Origin of the sequence: Acinetobacter zhairuonensis, assembly GCF_022601715.1 — a bacterium.
In the GTDB taxonomy this organism is placed as follows: Bacteria; Pseudomonadota; Gammaproteobacteria; order Pseudomonadales; family Moraxellaceae; genus Acinetobacter.
In genome coordinates this window covers 54,556-68,979 of record NZ_JAKVIM010000009.1, presented here as the reverse complement: position 1 = coordinate 68,979, position 14,424 = coordinate 54,556, and the positions used below count along the sequence as shown (strand labels likewise).

Annotated in this window: 16 protein-coding genes; 7 read left to right on the top strand and 9 right to left on the bottom strand. The window is 42.2% G+C overall.

Going from position 1 to position 14,424, the window contains the following annotated elements; translation table 11 throughout:
* Positions 1-57: 57 nt before the first annotated feature.
* From gatC to gatB, 3 genes are read left to right on the top strand one after another with little or no spacing between them, the layout of a single operon-like run.
* Positions 58-372, top strand: a complete 315-nt coding sequence (gatC, locus tag MKI85_RS08920; protein ID WP_241626980.1) for an Asp-tRNA(Asn)/Glu-tRNA(Gln) amidotransferase subunit GatC — start codon at positions 58-60, stop codon at positions 370-372.
* A 52-nt stretch (positions 373-424) separates the two neighbouring features.
* The gene (gene gatA / locus MKI85_RS08915; protein ID WP_241626978.1) at positions 425-1,903 is read left to right on the top strand and encodes an Asp-tRNA(Asn)/Glu-tRNA(Gln) amidotransferase subunit GatA; all 1,479 of its coding nucleotides are present in this window, start codon (positions 425-427) and stop codon (positions 1,901-1,903) included.
* Positions 1,903-3,369: an Asp-tRNA(Asn)/Glu-tRNA(Gln) amidotransferase subunit GatB gene (gatB, locus tag MKI85_RS08910; RefSeq protein WP_241626975.1), complete on the top strand. Its 1,467-nt coding sequence runs from the start codon at positions 1,903-1,905 to the stop codon at positions 3,367-3,369. The genes gatA and gatB overlap by 1 nt, the downstream gene beginning before the upstream one ends.
* Positions 3,370-3,415: 46 nt before the next feature.
* On the opposite strand, the gene MKI85_RS08905 is transcribed toward gatB, so the two are convergent.
* Both MKI85_RS08905 and MKI85_RS08900 read right to left on the bottom strand, forming a co-directional pair.
* Entirely contained in the window at positions 3,416-3,895 is a 480-nt protein-coding gene (locus tag MKI85_RS08905; RefSeq protein ID WP_241626973.1) for a hypothetical protein, read from the bottom strand.
* The gene (locus tag MKI85_RS08900) at positions 3,882-4,196 is read right to left on the bottom strand and encodes a hypothetical protein (RefSeq protein WP_241626971.1); all 315 of its coding nucleotides are present in this window, start codon (positions 4,194-4,196) and stop codon (positions 3,882-3,884) included. Before MKI85_RS08900 ends, MKI85_RS08905 begins: the two co-directional genes overlap by 14 nt.
* Before the next feature lie 538 nt (positions 4,197-4,734).
* Here MKI85_RS08900 and MKI85_RS08895 point away from each other — a divergent pair.
* Positions 4,735-5,340 (top strand): hypothetical protein, encoded by a 606-nt coding sequence (locus tag MKI85_RS08895; protein WP_348637236.1) that lies wholly within the window; start codon positions 4,735-4,737, stop codon positions 5,338-5,340.
* A 153-nt stretch (positions 5,341-5,493) separates the two neighbouring features.
* Here the strand turns inward: MKI85_RS08895 and MKI85_RS08890 are convergent, their stop codons facing one another.
* Entirely contained in the window at positions 5,494-6,009 is a 516-nt protein-coding gene (locus MKI85_RS08890; RefSeq protein WP_241626967.1) for a hypothetical protein, read from the bottom strand.
* Positions 6,010-6,090: 81 nt separating this feature from the next.
* Positions 6,091-6,975 carry a LysR family transcriptional regulator gene (locus MKI85_RS08885; protein WP_241626965.1) on the bottom strand — a complete coding sequence of 295 codons (885 nt, stop codon included), beginning with the start codon at positions 6,973-6,975 and terminating at the stop codon, positions 6,091-6,093.
* A 113-nt stretch (positions 6,976-7,088) separates the two neighbouring features.
* On the opposite strand from MKI85_RS08885, the gene MKI85_RS08880 reads away from it, so the two are divergent.
* Positions 7,089-7,664, top strand: a complete 576-nt coding sequence (locus MKI85_RS08880) for a chromate transporter (protein ID WP_241626963.1) — start codon at positions 7,089-7,091, stop codon at positions 7,662-7,664.
* Entirely contained in the window at positions 7,661-8,176 is a 516-nt protein-coding gene (locus MKI85_RS08875) for a chromate transporter (protein WP_241626960.1), read from the top strand. The genes MKI85_RS08880 and MKI85_RS08875 overlap by 4 nt, the downstream gene beginning before the upstream one ends.
* Before the next feature lie 109 nt (positions 8,177-8,285).
* Here MKI85_RS08875 and MKI85_RS08870 read toward each other — a convergent pair whose 3' ends face one another.
* A complete protein-coding gene (locus MKI85_RS08870) occupies positions 8,286-8,723 on the bottom strand; it encodes a hypothetical protein (protein WP_241626958.1) in 438 nt (145 codons plus the stop codon).
* A gap of 269 nt (positions 8,724-8,992) precedes the next feature.
* Between MKI85_RS08870 and MKI85_RS08865 the strand changes: the two genes are divergently transcribed.
* Entirely contained in the window at positions 8,993-9,571 is a 579-nt protein-coding gene (locus MKI85_RS08865; RefSeq protein WP_241626956.1) for a DJ-1/PfpI family protein, read from the top strand.
* Between the two features lie 66 nt (positions 9,572-9,637).
* Here MKI85_RS08865 and MKI85_RS08860 read toward each other — a convergent pair whose 3' ends face one another.
* From MKI85_RS08860 to sbmA, 4 genes are all read right to left on the bottom strand, one after another.
* Positions 9,638-10,474: a hypothetical protein gene (locus tag MKI85_RS08860; RefSeq protein WP_241626952.1), complete on the bottom strand. Its 837-nt coding sequence runs from the start codon at positions 10,472-10,474 to the stop codon at positions 9,638-9,640.
* 74 nt (positions 10,475-10,548) lie between these two features.
* Positions 10,549-11,520, bottom strand: coding sequence for a hypothetical protein (locus MKI85_RS08855; RefSeq protein WP_241626950.1), 972 nt, complete (start codon positions 11,518-11,520; stop codon positions 10,549-10,551).
* 238 nt (positions 11,521-11,758) lie between these two features.
* Positions 11,759-12,832: a DUF1176 domain-containing protein gene (locus MKI85_RS08850; protein WP_413351710.1), complete on the bottom strand. Its 1,074-nt coding sequence runs from the start codon at positions 12,830-12,832 to the stop codon at positions 11,759-11,761.
* 146 nt (positions 12,833-12,978) lie between these two features.
* The gene (gene sbmA / locus MKI85_RS08845; RefSeq protein WP_241626946.1) at positions 12,979-14,172 is read right to left on the bottom strand and encodes a peptide antibiotic transporter SbmA; all 1,194 of its coding nucleotides are present in this window, start codon (positions 14,170-14,172) and stop codon (positions 12,979-12,981) included.
* Positions 14,173-14,424 lie beyond the last annotated feature (252 nt).

The window sequence follows — 14,424 nt, the reverse complement described above, 5'->3', positions numbered from 1 at the left end:
TCGCTTATTATAACGCACGATATTTTGAAATTTTTTGATACTGAATTAGGTGATGTTATGTCTACATCGGATGCACAGCATTCAGCAGATTTAAATGCACAAACCGTTTCAGCAATTGCCAATCTTGCTCGATTGTCGCTTGATGATACGCAATCTGCTGAATATGCTCAAAGTTTAAATAAAATTTTAGGCATGATGGAAACCCTAAAAGGCATCGACACCGACGGTGTTGAGCCATTGAAGAGCCCTTTTGATAATCCACAGCCGTTACGTGAAGACGTGGTAACTGAACAGAATCATCGTGAAGAATATCAAGCTGTTGCACCTGCAACTGAAGCAGGCTTGTACCTTGTACCTCGCGTAATTGAATAATTTCCGCTCAGTTAAGCATTTTTTTTAAATTAAACGTAAAGAATTATTTCTCATGACCGATTTACATCGCTTATCGATTCGTGAACTTGCTGAGGGTTTGGCACAAGCTCAATTCTCTTCTCGCGAACTGACTGCACATTATTTAAAACGTATTGAAAAAATCGATGCTCAAGTCCAATCGTATGTGACTGTGACGGCTGAACAAGCACTGGCTCAGGCAGATGCTGCCGATGCTTTGCGTCAAGCTGGTCACGCGACTGCCCTGACGGGTGTGCCGATTGCGCATAAAGATATTTTCTGTACCCAAGGCATCCGTACCTCTGCGGGTTCTAAAATGTTGGACAACTTTATCTCTCCTTATGACGCAACTGTGGTTGCCAAAGGTAAAGCTGCGGGTCTGGTGACTTTAGGTAAAGTGAACATGGACGAATTTGCCATGGGTTCAACTTCCGAGTCTTCTTATTACGGCGCGACCAAAAACCCGTGGGCACTCGATCACGTCCCGGGTGGTTCTTCTGGTGGTTCTGCGGCTGTGGTTGCTGCTGACCTTGCTCCGTTTGCGACTGGTACAGATACAGGTGGTTCAATCCGTCAGCCTGCATCGTTCTGTGGTTTAACCGGTTTAAAACCAACCTATGGTCGCGTATCGCGTTTCGGGATGATTGCCTATGCATCATCACTCGATCAAGGCGGTCCAATGGCGCGTTCGGCAGAAGACTGTGCCTACCTCATGAACGTGATGGCAGGTCATGACGCCAAAGATTCAACTTCGGTAGACAAAGACGCTGATGACTATGTGGCGAACCTAAATAGCACATCGGTTAAAGGCTTACGCATTGGTATTCCAAAACAATACTTTAATGTGGCAGGTTTAGACGCAGCAGTTAAAGCGCGCGTTGAAGAATCTTTGAAGAAGCTAGAGGAAATGGGCGCGACCTTGGTTGAGATTGATCTCAACATGACTGAAGCTTATGTTCCAACTTATTATTTGATTGCCCCAGCTGAAGCATCTTCTAACTTGTCTCGTTTTGATGGCGTGCGTTATGGCTACCGCTGTGAAAACCCAACCGACATCTTAGACCTGTATAAGCGTTCACGTTCTGAAGGTTTTGGTTCTGAAGTGCAACGTCGTATCCTGATTGGTACATATGCGTTGTCTGCGGGTTACTACGATGCTTACTATGTAAAAGCACAGAAAGTACGTCGTTTAATCCAACAAGACTTCTTAAAAGCTTTTGAAACGGTTGATGTGATTGCTGCACCTTCTGCGCCAACCACAGCTTATCGCATTGGTGCATCGTTAGACCCAGTAGAAATGTACTTGGGTGACATCTACACCATCGCAGTGAACTTGGCAGGTTTACCAGCCATCAACGCGCCTGTGGGCTTTGACCAAGACAACTTACCTGTGGGCTTACAGTTGATTGGTAACTACTGGTCTGAATCACAATTATTGTCTGTGGTGCATCAGTACCAACAAGTAACAGACTTCCACACCCAACGTGCGGCAATTGCTGAGGAGAATGCATAATGGCTGAAGCTCAAAAGTTGAAATTAATTGACGGTTGGGAAGTCGTTATCGGGATTGAGATTCACACTCAGCTTGCAACCAAATCTAAAATTTTCTCGGGTTCTTCGACTGAATTTGGTCAAGACCCAAACACCCAAGCGAGTTTGGTTGATTTGGCAATGCCGGGTGTGCTGCCTGTTTTAAACAAACAAGTCGTAGATTTGGCGATTCGTTTTGGTTTGGGTGTTGATGCCTACATCGACCAAGCCTCAGTATTTGCGCGTAAAAACTACTTCTACCCAGACTCACCTAAAGGCTACCAAATTAGCCAGATGGACAACCCGATTGTGGGCTTGGGTCATATCGACATTCAGCTTGAAGATGGCACGACCAAACGTATTGATATCACCCGTGCCCATCTTGAAGAAGATGCAGGTAAATCGATTCACGACCAGTTTGAAGGCATGTCGGGCATCGACTTGAACCGTGCAGGTACACCTTTACTTGAAATCGTGTCTGAACCAGACATGCGTTCGGTTGAAGAAGCAGTTGCCTACATTAAAGCGATTCACACACTGGTACGTTGGTTAGGTATTTCTGACGGTAACATGGCAGAAGGTTCGTTCCGTGCCGACTGTAACGTGTCTTTACGTCGTCCGGGTCAGCCTTTTGGTACACGTTGTGAATTGAAAAACCTCAACTCATTCCGTTTCATTGAGCAAGCGATTAATGTTGAAATTGAACGCCAAATGGAAATTTTGGAATGGGACGGCACCATTGATCAGGAAACACGTTTGTTTGACCCTGTGAAAATGGAAACCCGTTCAATGCGTTCTAAAGAAGAAGCGAACGATTACCGCTACTTCCCAGACCCTGACTTGTTGCCTGTGATTATTGCAGATGCGCAAATCGAAGCTGCACGTGCGGAATTGCCTGAGTTACCTGCGGCACGTCGTGAACGCTTTGTGGCTGACTTTGGTGTGACTGAATACGATGCACACGTATTAACGCTAACGCGTGAAATGTCTGAGTTTTATGAAGCCGTGGTTCAAGCTGCTGGTGGTGCTGCACAAGGTAAAGTGTCTGCTAACTGGGTGATGGGCGAATTCTCGGGTGCTTTAAACAAAGCAGGCTTAGAGTTGGCGGATTCCCCTGTTTCGGCTGAACAATTGGGCGGCATGATTGCACGTATTGTGGACAACACCATTAACGGCAAAATCGCGAAGCAAGTATTTGGCTTTATGTGGGAAGAAGGCAAAACTGCCGATGCCATTATTGCTGAAAAAGGCTTGAAGCAAGAAACTGATACAGGCGCGATTGAAGCGATCATCAAAGATGTGCTTGCAGCCAACGAGAAGATGGTTGAGGAATACAAGTCTGGTAAAGAGAAAGCCTTTAACGGTCTTGTCGGTCAAGTGATGAAAGCTGCAAAAGGTAAAGCCAACCCTGCGCAAGTAAATGAATTGATGAAGAAATTGATTGGTTGATTTGATCTAATTTCAAAAGAAAACCCGCTTTAGAGCGGGTTTTCTTTTAGTCATTTACTGGTTCAATATTTTCACAATTTGAATTATAAAAAATATTTATATAAATATTAAACACATCTAGAAAAAATTTAATAAACAAATAACCAGATACTAAGCCAATTACGCCCAAGTCAACTATTCCTAGATCCTTAAAAAAATCCTGTCCGAAAAAAAGCTGACCACAAACTCCTTTAATTAAAGTTAAACTCGATGTTACAACTGCTACATAAGTAGCAATTTGAAATACAAGCTGACTAACCATATTAAAGTCAAAATCCCTATTGATTATTTTACTTATTAGAACAGCTTCTAGAAAAATAGCTATCCCTGTTGCCCAACCGAAAAAATGTTTCGTACTTTCTGAAGCTAAAATCATATAGATAGTATTAAGATCAACAAATTTAGCAATTATTAAAGCTATGATTAATACGCATGCAAGTATACCAAATCCCTTGATATCAAATTTTTTTTTATTAATTGCTTGCATTAAAACTCTCTACATTTTTCTTTTCAGTTTCTAGTTGTGCTCCACCAACTACTCCACCAATTAGTGCTCCTGCAAGAACACCTGGAACACCACCTAATACCCCAATCAAACTGCCAATCCCTGCAGCAACCTTAAATGAATTGTTATCCATTTCAGCCCTTACAGCATTAACTTTATAAACATTACCATTTAATTTAAATTTTTCAGATCCAACTATTCTCTGTAACTCCCCCCTATTTCGAACTTTATAATTCAGATATATTTTTTTCCCATCTTTTTCATCTTGCACATATAAACGCATATCTTTGTCTCAAAAATGTAGTGCTTTTATAATTTAAACATATTTTCATATTTTCCTAATAGTTTTTTAATAATCAACTACTAATATCATATTATAACCACACTTATTACTATTCTTTATGCATCGCTTCTACCCTCCTAGATCTCTCTTTTCAAAGGAGGATATACTTGCCACGCAATTCATTTGATACACGCAGTGCCCTCTCTTTTCTTAAAAGAGAGGGCTAGAAAGGGAATTATTATTTAAATTTCAAACATACAATTAATCAAACACTTCTCATCAAAAATTACATAACCATCAAAAAAACTATCATCCAACACCAAACTTGAAGACTTAGGACGTATTCAACTGTCAAAGTCCTTCTTTATGCGCGACTTCTAATCACCTTCATCCCCAGCCTTCATTACCAATTAATTAAAATCATAAATTCAGTATTAGAAGCTCCCTCTCCTTCTAGGAGAGGATTAGGGAGAGGTAAATATTTAATTTTCAAAATTTTAAACATACAATCAATCAAACACTTCACATCCAAAACAATATGACTATCAAAAAAATATCCTCTATCTCCAAACTTGAAGACTTTGGACGTGTCCAACTTTCAAAGTCCTTTTTTATGCGTGACTTCCTCTACAGTGAAATCGCGAATTGGTACGGTATACCCAACTTTCCTGACCATCCTGATATTGCTATCCGTACAGGCACAGAACTATGCCAACAATTACTTGAACCGCTACAAGAAAAATTCGGACGTATCACCATTCGTTCCGCTTATCGCTCACCAAGCGTCAATCAAATGGGAAATGAACAAGGACATAACTGCGCAACTAACGAGAAAAATTTTGCCAGCCATATTTGGGACTATCCCGATGCAAAAGGCTATGGTGCAACAGCCTGTATTGTCATTCCATCATTTTTAGAACTTTATGAGAAAGACCAAGCCAATTGGCAGCAACTTGCTTATTGGATTCACAACCACTTGAACTATAGCCATTTACAATTTTTCCCTAAACTGTGCGCTTTCAATATTGGCTGGCATGAACAACCAGCACGGGAAATTTATAGTTATATTCAACCGAAAGGCTACTTACTGCGTGGTGAAGCAGCACATGAAAAATTTGAAAAGTTTTATCCTAATTTATTGTAATGTCCCCTCATCCCCCGCCTTCTCCCACAAGGAGAAGGAGCTTTCATTACAAGTCTAATTCTTTCTCAAATTTGATATTGAAAATTCCCTCTCCTGAGCAAGTTTTAAAGCACTGCTTTAAAACGAAGCGCTGAGGGTTAGGGAGAGATAAAACTACCTCACCACACCCAACTTATTCCAAATATCAGGTGTCAAAAAGGTCGTCACCATCTTATTTAAATCCACATAACGCAACAAACCATTCAACTGCTGCTTCACTTCAGTATTCTTTACAATTTCCTCGCCCGTAATGCGCCCCAACTGCTGAAAACTTTCCCCAACCGCTTGAATGCCATCTGCCTGAATCACGGCTTTGGTCTGCGTAGAACATTGCTCAACCAAAATGCGCTGCAACACCTGTGCAACGTTTTTATCCAGTGCTGTTTTCTGATCTTCCGTGACCTGACTAAACTGCTTTAACTCTGGATGGGTAGATAACGCCACAAAGGTCCATTGCAACACCGCAGATTTATCGGTAGCCGTAGTCGATTTCACCAAACAGTCACTCAGTTGATCCACTGTGCTACTCGCCATGCTCATCTGCGTTGCACCCAAAACTGTGGCTGCCAATAACGCTGCACGACCAAGACCCGACCATTTCCCCTGAGTTTTCACAAGCTGAACCGACATATACCAAACTCCAATCAATCATTGGCTACTTTGTAGCATAGGCATTCAGGTTCAGTTGTTATGACTCTGTATCTCGTAAGGCTATTTGCCTAACAATTGCAACACATGCTGCAAACGTACATTTTCAGGATTGTGCTTATACACCGCATAAATTGGGGCAATACAGGGTAAATCTGCCTTTAAAGGCTTATACACAATCTGTTTATTCCAGAAGTCTCGAATTGCTTCGGGCACAATCGATAAGCCAATCCCTGCTGCAATCAAATTTAAACTGGAGGTTAAGCGCGGGGCTTCTTGCACAATTTTCGGACTAAAGCCTGCCTGATAACAACTTGCCATAATATTGTCGAATAAGTCCTGCCCCGCTAAACGACGGTACAACACAAAATCATAAGGTTCCAAAGCTAGCAATTGAATGGCATCAGGATGTTCTGCCAGTGGATGATTATTCGGCATTGCCACAATCAAGGGCTCATCCAATACATGCAGACTATTCAGTCCTAAACCAATTGGCGCGGGTTTACGTAAAAATACGATGTCATTTTTATCATTACTAATGGAATCAATCAGCGAGTTACTGCCTTCTTCTTCCAAATGAATTGACACCGCAGGAAAAGCTTCACGGAAATTACGCAGTAAGGCAGGTAAAAAAGGATGTAAGCCAACTGAATTGGTCAAACCAATATTCAACTGCCCTTCCAAACCTTGGGTAATGTTCTGCACCCGCTGCGAAATGGCTTGTGCATGTGCCAATATGGTCAGCGCTTCCTGATACAGCACTTTGCCCGCTTCAGTCGCCTCGACACCACGTGGCAAGCGCTTCAGTAACTGCGCATTCAGTTCATCTTCCAACCCTTTAATAATGCGGGTCAACGGTGGTTGCTGCATATTCAGACGTACCGCCGCACGTGAAATATTGCTTTCTTCCACTACCGCGACAAAGGCTTTCAGCTTGTGAATATCCATCCGACTCCCCAATTTAAAACATACTTTTTAGGTATGGATCGAACCATAAATAGCATTTTTCATTATAACGCAATAAGCGCATACTTTTGATATTCAAGAGCGCGAGGTTGATCATGAAAACTGAAGTAATTCCATTAGAGCAAGAGATTCACCCCAATTCTCAGGAGTTATTTATGGGATTTATGAAGCTCGGTCTGATGGGCTTTGGCGGGGTACTACCACTGGCACATCGTATGATTGTGGATGAGCGAAAATGGCTGACAATTGAGGAATTCACGCACTTACTGGGGGTGTGCCAACTACTGCCAGGCGGCAATATCATTAATATGTCTGTGGCAATTGGCTATCAATTTCAAGGGGTCAAAGGTGCTATCAGTGCCGCAGTAGGTTTAATTTCGGCACCGACCTTCATCGTGATTATGCTCTATGAACTGTATGCCAGATTTCAATCTGTTCCAATGGTCAAACACATGCTTGAAGGTCTGGCTGCGGCCGCCGCAGGCTTGCTTTTAGCCATGGGGCTGAAAATGTTACGCCCAATCATGCACCGCTATTTAACTTGGTTCACTATCGCCATGACCTTTCTGTTCATGCTGATCATCAAAATTCCGCTGTTGCTGACTTTAATCATGTTAGTTGCCATCAACATTAGCGTGTTGAGCCTCAATAAAGGAGTAAAAAACCGATGATTTTAATTACTCTAGCCATCCTTTTTACTCAACTGTCTTTATTGGCTTTTGGTGGCGGTCCTGCAATATTGCCCGAAATGCAACATCAGGTGGTCGAAGTGCATCACTGGCTCACCGCAGCTGAATTTAACACCATGTTTGCCATGGCTCAGGCGGCTCCAGGACCGAATATGATGATTGTGCCCTTAGTCGGTTGGCATGTGGCAGGTCCCGCAGGACTCTTAGTGACTTCGTTTGCCAAATTTGGACCATCATCCGTCATTACCATTTTTGCGCTCAAATTCTGGAATCAGTTTAAAGATCATCCTCTACGTGAACGATTCGAAAAAGCGTTAAAACCGATTACCGTAGGTTTGGTGCTGGTGAGTTCTTGGATTATTGCCGATGCTTCGGCTCAGAATACCTTGCTGATGACCATTATTGTCATTGCGACGGTACTAAGCATGTTTAAAAAAGTACATCCGCTATGGGTGATGCTGTTTGGTGCGGTAATGGGAGCTTGTTTTCTATAAAAATTATAAAGGTCAATCAACCCGCATGCTGCGGGTTTCATCATTTTATTGATTAAGTCACGAGTACATCCAGCTCATTGAGAACATCTACTGCCTAACACGACATAATTTAATATTGCGCTAAATCTCGTTCCGGACAAGAGAGTTCATAATATTCAGCTTGCGGACGGCTTGTGAGACTACGGTCATAATAGTCAGTCGTTGCTTTATCTCTCGCTTGTGAAGAACACTGATTCTTTTGAGCAAATTGTTGTAATGCTGCTATGTCTGCAGTTTTTCGAAATACAGCACCCCATCCTTCACTGACACAACAACCTACATATTCAGACATATATTCATCTGACACCGCGACCACACTTTGCCCCATAAACTTGAGTGGTTTCTTGATGCTAAACACATCGTTGTAGTCATAACGGGAAACTTCTGGTTTCTTGGCGATAAAACCGCCCGCCTGTAATGCCTTAAAAGTAGGAAAATCCTGCTTTGCTGCACTCATTCCATGATAAGTAGTCAATTCCGCTGTCATAGTCACTGAAAAAGAACTCATGGCGAACACAGTAAAATTTTTAAAACCGCATACTTTAGCTCCATCTTTATATCCATGGTTATTGCTGTATGACTGCCCCGCATTTTAATGCAGAACAGCGTGAATGAACCAATAAGCACGATCTCAACATTGAATCACTGTGAATTGCCATAGCGCTTATGCATCATGATTACTTACGACTAAAGACAACAAAGCACAACTTAAATCGGTCATCTGGCTATGCTAAGGTGATGTCAAACCACTTCATCAATAACAACAGAGAGAACAACATGTCTAAACAAATTCTCATGCTGGTCGGTGACTATGCCGAAGATTACGAAACCATGGTGCCATTCCAATTTCTAACCGGACTCGGCTATAGCGTACACGCGGTTTGCCCTGATAAAAAAGCGGGGGACAGCATTGCCACAGCCATTCACGATTTTGAAGGTGAGCAAACCTATAGCGAAAAGCGCGGACATAACTTTGCCATTAACTATGATTTTAATGCCGTGAATAGCGCTGACTATATTGGTCTGGTGATTCCTGGCGGACGTGCACCTGAATATTTACGCATGAATGCCCGTGTGCTTGAGATTGTGCAGGAGTTTGATGCGGCGAAGAAACCAATTGCAGCTGTATGTCACGGCGCACAAATTTTAGCTGCGGCAAATGTACTCCAAGGTCGTACTTGTTCAGCCTATCCTGCTTGTGCGGCAGAAGTAAAACTGGCGGGCGGTCACTATGCCGAAATTGCTGTGACTGAAGCCGTGACCGATGGACACTTGGTGACTGCCCCTGCTTGGCCTGCACACCCTGCTTGGATGGCACAGTATGTCAAAGCCCTTGGTGCAAGCATTCAAATTTAAGACAATTTCTTTAGTCATTATCGTTGCGTTCCAGACACAGTCTAAGGAACGCAACCAAGTGTTGATCTATTTCATTAAGGGCAACTGATGGTGGATGGTTGGAGATTTGTTCCAGTACCAATAAAAATAGCCGCCTTGATTTTGCAATAAGGTATGCGTTTTCAGGATAGTTTGCTGAGCACTCCCCCAACAGGCATGTGCCGAGTTACGGTTGTTATGCAGGTTAATGTATTCTCGCTCCGAATGTGCAGGTTGCGGGGGTAAATACAAGGCTGAACCTACAGGAATCCACAAATCAGCCAGATAGATTTTCTTGCGCTTCGGCCAATAACGCGCCACGCTAATTACCAAAGGTAAGCTTTCATCCGTTGAAGCAAAGATATGCGGAAAATCATGATGTTCCAGATCGGTACAAATAAAAGGAAATAAGGTTTTACCACTCCCTGCGGGTTTGCCTGCATCTAAATAGGGACACCAGTAACTTGCCCACATGCCGTAGTCATATTCAATTTGGGAAAGTATGGTCACGGGGCTTTGAATTTGAATGGCTTGACCTGCTTCTAGCAAAGTGAAGCCAAAAGCAGCGGCATTTTCTCGGGTTGCCCATAAGGGTTCAAATTCAAACTCAGCACCTTCAAACTCCAATTGGGTTTCTAAGCCATAAGGCGCCGTGTCTTTGCTGCCTAAAGAACGTGGTACGCGGTATTCTTTACCTTTATTTTTCTGGCTTTCAACTGCCAAAGCTAGTGGTTTCACCTTGTCTGGCAATATACTTAAATAGCTGGGTCGACCTGCATCATTATAAAAATAAGGGGTGAGCTGAATATTAACCTCATATTCTCTCACCTCCCGATCCAATAAAGGGGCTTCAAAGTAAGCGCCATTATCTGAACTGTTACACATCCCATGTTCCTATTGATTGGTTATCATTCCGTGACCACGCCAGTTTCATCGCCTTTAACTTCTCAAAGCATTGTTTATTGCACCTGTTTTAACATGCGTTTTGCACCAGCATGGTTATAGTTGCTGGCAAGGTTCTGCAAAATTTTATTGGCTTGTCCTTTGGGATTGGAAAAACGGCTACTGTATGCGGGCACACTGGTCAAACAGCGTGCAACGAGCATGCCTGAATCGGTATACACATTGGCATTCGTCCCCGTCAATTTCCCGAAGTTATAGGCACGTTGAGCATTGTTACAGGCGTTTAATTTGTTGGTGCCTTTACTCAGATCGCGTCGCGCTGCTACATAGGCTTTTAATTGTTGCTGCTGAGGCGTTTCTACAGCAGATGCTGAAGCAGTTTGTACGCCTTCCGCGGGCTTGGAGTCTTTCTTCTTCTCGGCTTCTTTTTTATTGTCTGTGTCTTTGCTGCTTTCTGCTTTGTTCGACTTGGCTGAAGTCGCAGTCTTCGTCGACTTTTTCTCCGAAGCTGCAAATCCACCATTTTTATAGAATTGCTTGGCTTCATCTGCACTCAAAACACGAGTCTGTAAACTCACCGTACGTGCCTTTGCATTTGAATCCAATTTACCTTCTGCCGTTGGTTCAATCGAAACAATCCATCGTTCATCAGCCAACACACACTGATATGCTCCGACACCCTGCTTCACTTGACTGTTCGCATTCAGACGTTTTTTCTGAGCCTGATCTTTTACCAAATGCAGATGACTTTTATACAACAAGGAAAATTTTCCGCCTTTGGCATGACAATAATTGCCTAAATACTTGCGCGGATATAACGCTTGAATTTCATTTGAACTTTGTTGTTGTCCCCAATCATAGACATATTCTTTCGCGCCCCCATTCGCAGCATTCAAGTTCTTCTGGTCAATTAACGCTTGTGCAGAGGCATAATTATTCTTGGAATCTGAACCAAAACCACTCAAATGGTTACAGCCCTGCAAAGTTAATCCCAGTGCCCCAATAAAAATGAATTTTTTTAAATTCACGTCGTCGTTCTCATTAATTATTTTATTGTTTAAAAATATCGCATATTACATAAAATAACAAATCATAGATTATTGATTTTATTATTCATTTTTATATTTTTATTGAAAACCCGATCAAATTCACCCAATTTAATGCCAATCATTTTTTCTTTTTATACTTTTATTTGTATCAATTAACAAAAACAAGGAATGAGGATGAGCTCCTCATTCTCAAGATCGAATATGGATTTCCATAACACTACTTTACGATGGCTTCAATTTTATCTAAATTCCAGACACCGCCTGCGGCCAAACCTCGGCACATGCCTGTCCAGCGATCGATAGTTTGCACAAACTGCTGACCATTCCACACCCATTCGGCAACTGCCCAGCAATCTCCGATACCACGCCCTTTTTGTCCACTATGAATCCGCCCTTCGGAAAAGTCTGAAGCCGTTTCCGTGACAAAAGTTGCAGGACCTTTCAATGCAGTATCTAAAACCCACATGCCATAGCCTTCATTATAGGCAGCACGCCAGCACAGCGTTGTAGCTAAAATCTTCTGATTGCTCAATTTATAAAGTTGAATCGCTTGTGGCTCTTGCCCATCTCCCGTATAAATTCCCTCGCAAAAGCCTTCTGCAACCTCTTCCCCTTTGGGTTGTGCCGAAATCAAGGTCTTATACAACGCTTGATATTGGCGATGCTGAGGCTCTAAAGATAGGTAAGGTGAATTTGCTGATTTAACCTGTTTCACCTGCAATTTCGGTGCTGCTGTACGTACTCGAGCTTCACTGTTCTGCCCTTTTTTAATTATGGCACCGACCGTGTTTAACCGCTTTTGAAAATCATCCATTTTTAACAATGTCGCAGTCATGCCTTGGTCTGAGATTTGCCAATGGAAATCCTGATTTTTAAACTCAATTTTGGCATTTTGTGCAGCAACTTGTAATAAAGCATTCACTTGCAAATGAGACAGCGTTCCCATCAAAGGAAGCTGATTGCTATCCACATTGACTACCCCTAAATCTCTATCATTTACAAAAAAATGAATATTCTTAACTTTGGACTCAGGCAAGACTTCTTCTTCAAAGCTGGCTAATGCAAATTCTGCCCGAACAGGTTGCTTTGCACCTGCATGACGTGTCAAAAGAATGGAAGCGGGCTCTAACGCACTAGCTTCATCATTTTGATAACCTGCTGCACGACAAGTCCCTGTATTACTACAATAGATTTCCCAGTCTTGATGGGAAAAGGACATGCCTTGAATGTCTTGTGCCAGTGCTGCGAGACTGATTGATATCAAACAGCTTGCTGAAAGAAAAGAAGGGATAAATTTCATGATGAATTCACTATTATTTATTGTCATGATCGTATTTTAGTTTAACGCGTTTCTGCCGATCTCACAGATTCCATTTATGTTCAGCATAAAAAAACCTGCCAATTGCAGGTTTTTAGAAGCGAGACTAATCTTTCAAATTAATCATCCAAAATCGATTCAAAGGCTTTTAAACGCTTATAAATCGACAACAGTTCAATAATGGTTTTCCATGACATAATCAGATATTGAAATGATTCGCGAACTTTATCAAATACATTCCCAATTTGATTGACCAGACCTAAAGTCATTTTTCCCGCTGCAATAGATGGAAACAGCACCACCAAGCTATAGAGAATATCCAGTTGGCGATACCACGTAGCAACCAAATTAAAATAAGCATAATGGAAATACAGTCGGAAATAGTTCTTGCGTACTCGACTAAAAAGCTCCGTTAAAGTTGCTGGCTGCGCACGATCTGCATGATCTTCGCCATAGACCAGTTCTTTACGATAGGCGGCTTCCACTTTCTGATTGTTAAATTCCAAACCCGGTAATTTACTGCCGACCACCATCAACAACACGGTTCCAAAAATTGCCCAGATAATAGATGCCCAGACCAGTGAATGCTGAATTTCACCAACAATAGGCAACACAGGAACATGTTTGGACAAGTCAAATAGAATAGGCAAGAACGCCACCAACACCATAATGGCTTTAATCAGTTCAACACCAAGATCTTCCATAATGGTTGCAAAGCGCATGGTATCTTCCTGTACACGCTGTGATGCCCCTTCAACACGACGTAATTGCTCCCAACGCTCGGTATAGTATTCATTCATTGCCGTCCGCCAACGAAACACGTAATGGCTGGTAAAAAATGCATTGACCACCGCAAAAGTCACGGCAACCATGGCAATGTAAAGGAAAGTTAAAGTTCCCGTATACAGGTCTTTAATATCCCCGCCTTTACCCAACATATTTTGGATTAAGTCCCAGAACGGTCCATACCACGCATTAATCGCAACACTGACCTGCACCCCAAACCAGATGTTAAATAAAATGAAGGCAGAGCCCCAAATCGACCAGCGCTGCCACTTACTGTCAGAAAAAAATCGCCAAAAAGCAGCAAACAATGCGGTCGATATAAAAAACCAGAGATAAAACCATAAGAATGAAGCTGACCAGAAACGGCTTACCCCAATCGGCAATTCAGCACTCGCATATCCTTCTGGCCATCCAATGGCACTTCCCCATGTATTTCCACCCGTATACCACAGCGCGACATTGATCACCGACCAGATCAATACAGAAATAAAAAACCATTTGGGATTTGGAAAAAATGATTTAAACATCGAACCCGAAAATCCTTGAGTTATTGGAATGAATACCCTTCGAATACTAATCCTAAATGTGTAATTTCTGGTACGAAGTTTTACAGATATTTGTACTTTTTTCTTTTTGAATCACTCACTTATGAAAACAATTCTCATTTACCTAGCCAATTAGTGGATCAATCTCATAATTTATAGGTGTTTTGTCTTTTCCCCATTCAGAGCTAGATTTGCCCCTCTCGCGCCAGCGTGCTTTACATAATTATTATTTTT

What these genes read in the sequence shown, in the direction of transcription:
- MKI85_RS08905 (WP_241626973.1), bottom strand. Translation starts at nt 3,895, where the DNA reads ATGCAAGCAATTAATAAAAAAAAATTTGATATCAAGGGATTTGGTATA.
- gatB (WP_241626975.1), top strand. Translation starts at nt 1,903, where the DNA reads ATGGCTGAAGCTCAAAAGTTGAAATTAATTGACGGTTGGGAAGTCGTT.
- sbmA (WP_241626946.1), bottom strand. Translation starts at nt 14,172, where the DNA reads ATGTTTAAATCATTTTTTCCAAATCCCAAATGGTTTTTTATTTCTGTA.
- gatC (WP_241626980.1), top strand. Translation starts at nt 58, where the DNA reads ATGTCTACATCGGATGCACAGCATTCAGCAGATTTAAATGCACAAACC.
- MKI85_RS08875 (WP_241626960.1), top strand. Translation starts at nt 7,661, where the DNA reads ATGATTTTAATTACTCTAGCCATCCTTTTTACTCAACTGTCTTTATTG.
- MKI85_RS08900 (WP_241626971.1), bottom strand. Translation starts at nt 4,196, where the DNA reads ATGCGTTTATATGTGCAAGATGAAAAAGATGGGAAAAAAATATATCTG.
- MKI85_RS08865 (WP_241626956.1), top strand. Translation starts at nt 8,993, where the DNA reads ATGTCTAAACAAATTCTCATGCTGGTCGGTGACTATGCCGAAGATTAC.
- MKI85_RS08895 (WP_348637236.1), top strand. Translation starts at nt 4,735, where the DNA reads ATGACTATCAAAAAAATATCCTCTATCTCCAAACTTGAAGACTTTGGA.
- MKI85_RS08870 (WP_241626958.1), bottom strand. Translation starts at nt 8,723, where the DNA reads ATGAGTTCTTTTTCAGTGACTATGACAGCGGAATTGACTACTTATCAT.
- MKI85_RS08880 (WP_241626963.1), top strand. Translation starts at nt 7,089, where the DNA reads ATGAAAACTGAAGTAATTCCATTAGAGCAAGAGATTCACCCCAATTCT.
- gatA (WP_241626978.1), top strand. Translation starts at nt 425, where the DNA reads ATGACCGATTTACATCGCTTATCGATTCGTGAACTTGCTGAGGGTTTG.
- MKI85_RS08890 (WP_241626967.1), bottom strand. Translation starts at nt 6,009, where the DNA reads ATGTCGGTTCAGCTTGTGAAAACTCAGGGGAAATGGTCGGGTCTTGGT.
- MKI85_RS08860 (WP_241626952.1), bottom strand. Translation starts at nt 10,474, where the DNA reads ATGTGTAACAGTTCAGATAATGGCGCTTACTTTGAAGCCCCTTTATTG.
- MKI85_RS08885 (WP_241626965.1), bottom strand. Translation starts at nt 6,975, where the DNA reads ATGGATATTCACAAGCTGAAAGCCTTTGTCGCGGTAGTGGAAGAAAGC.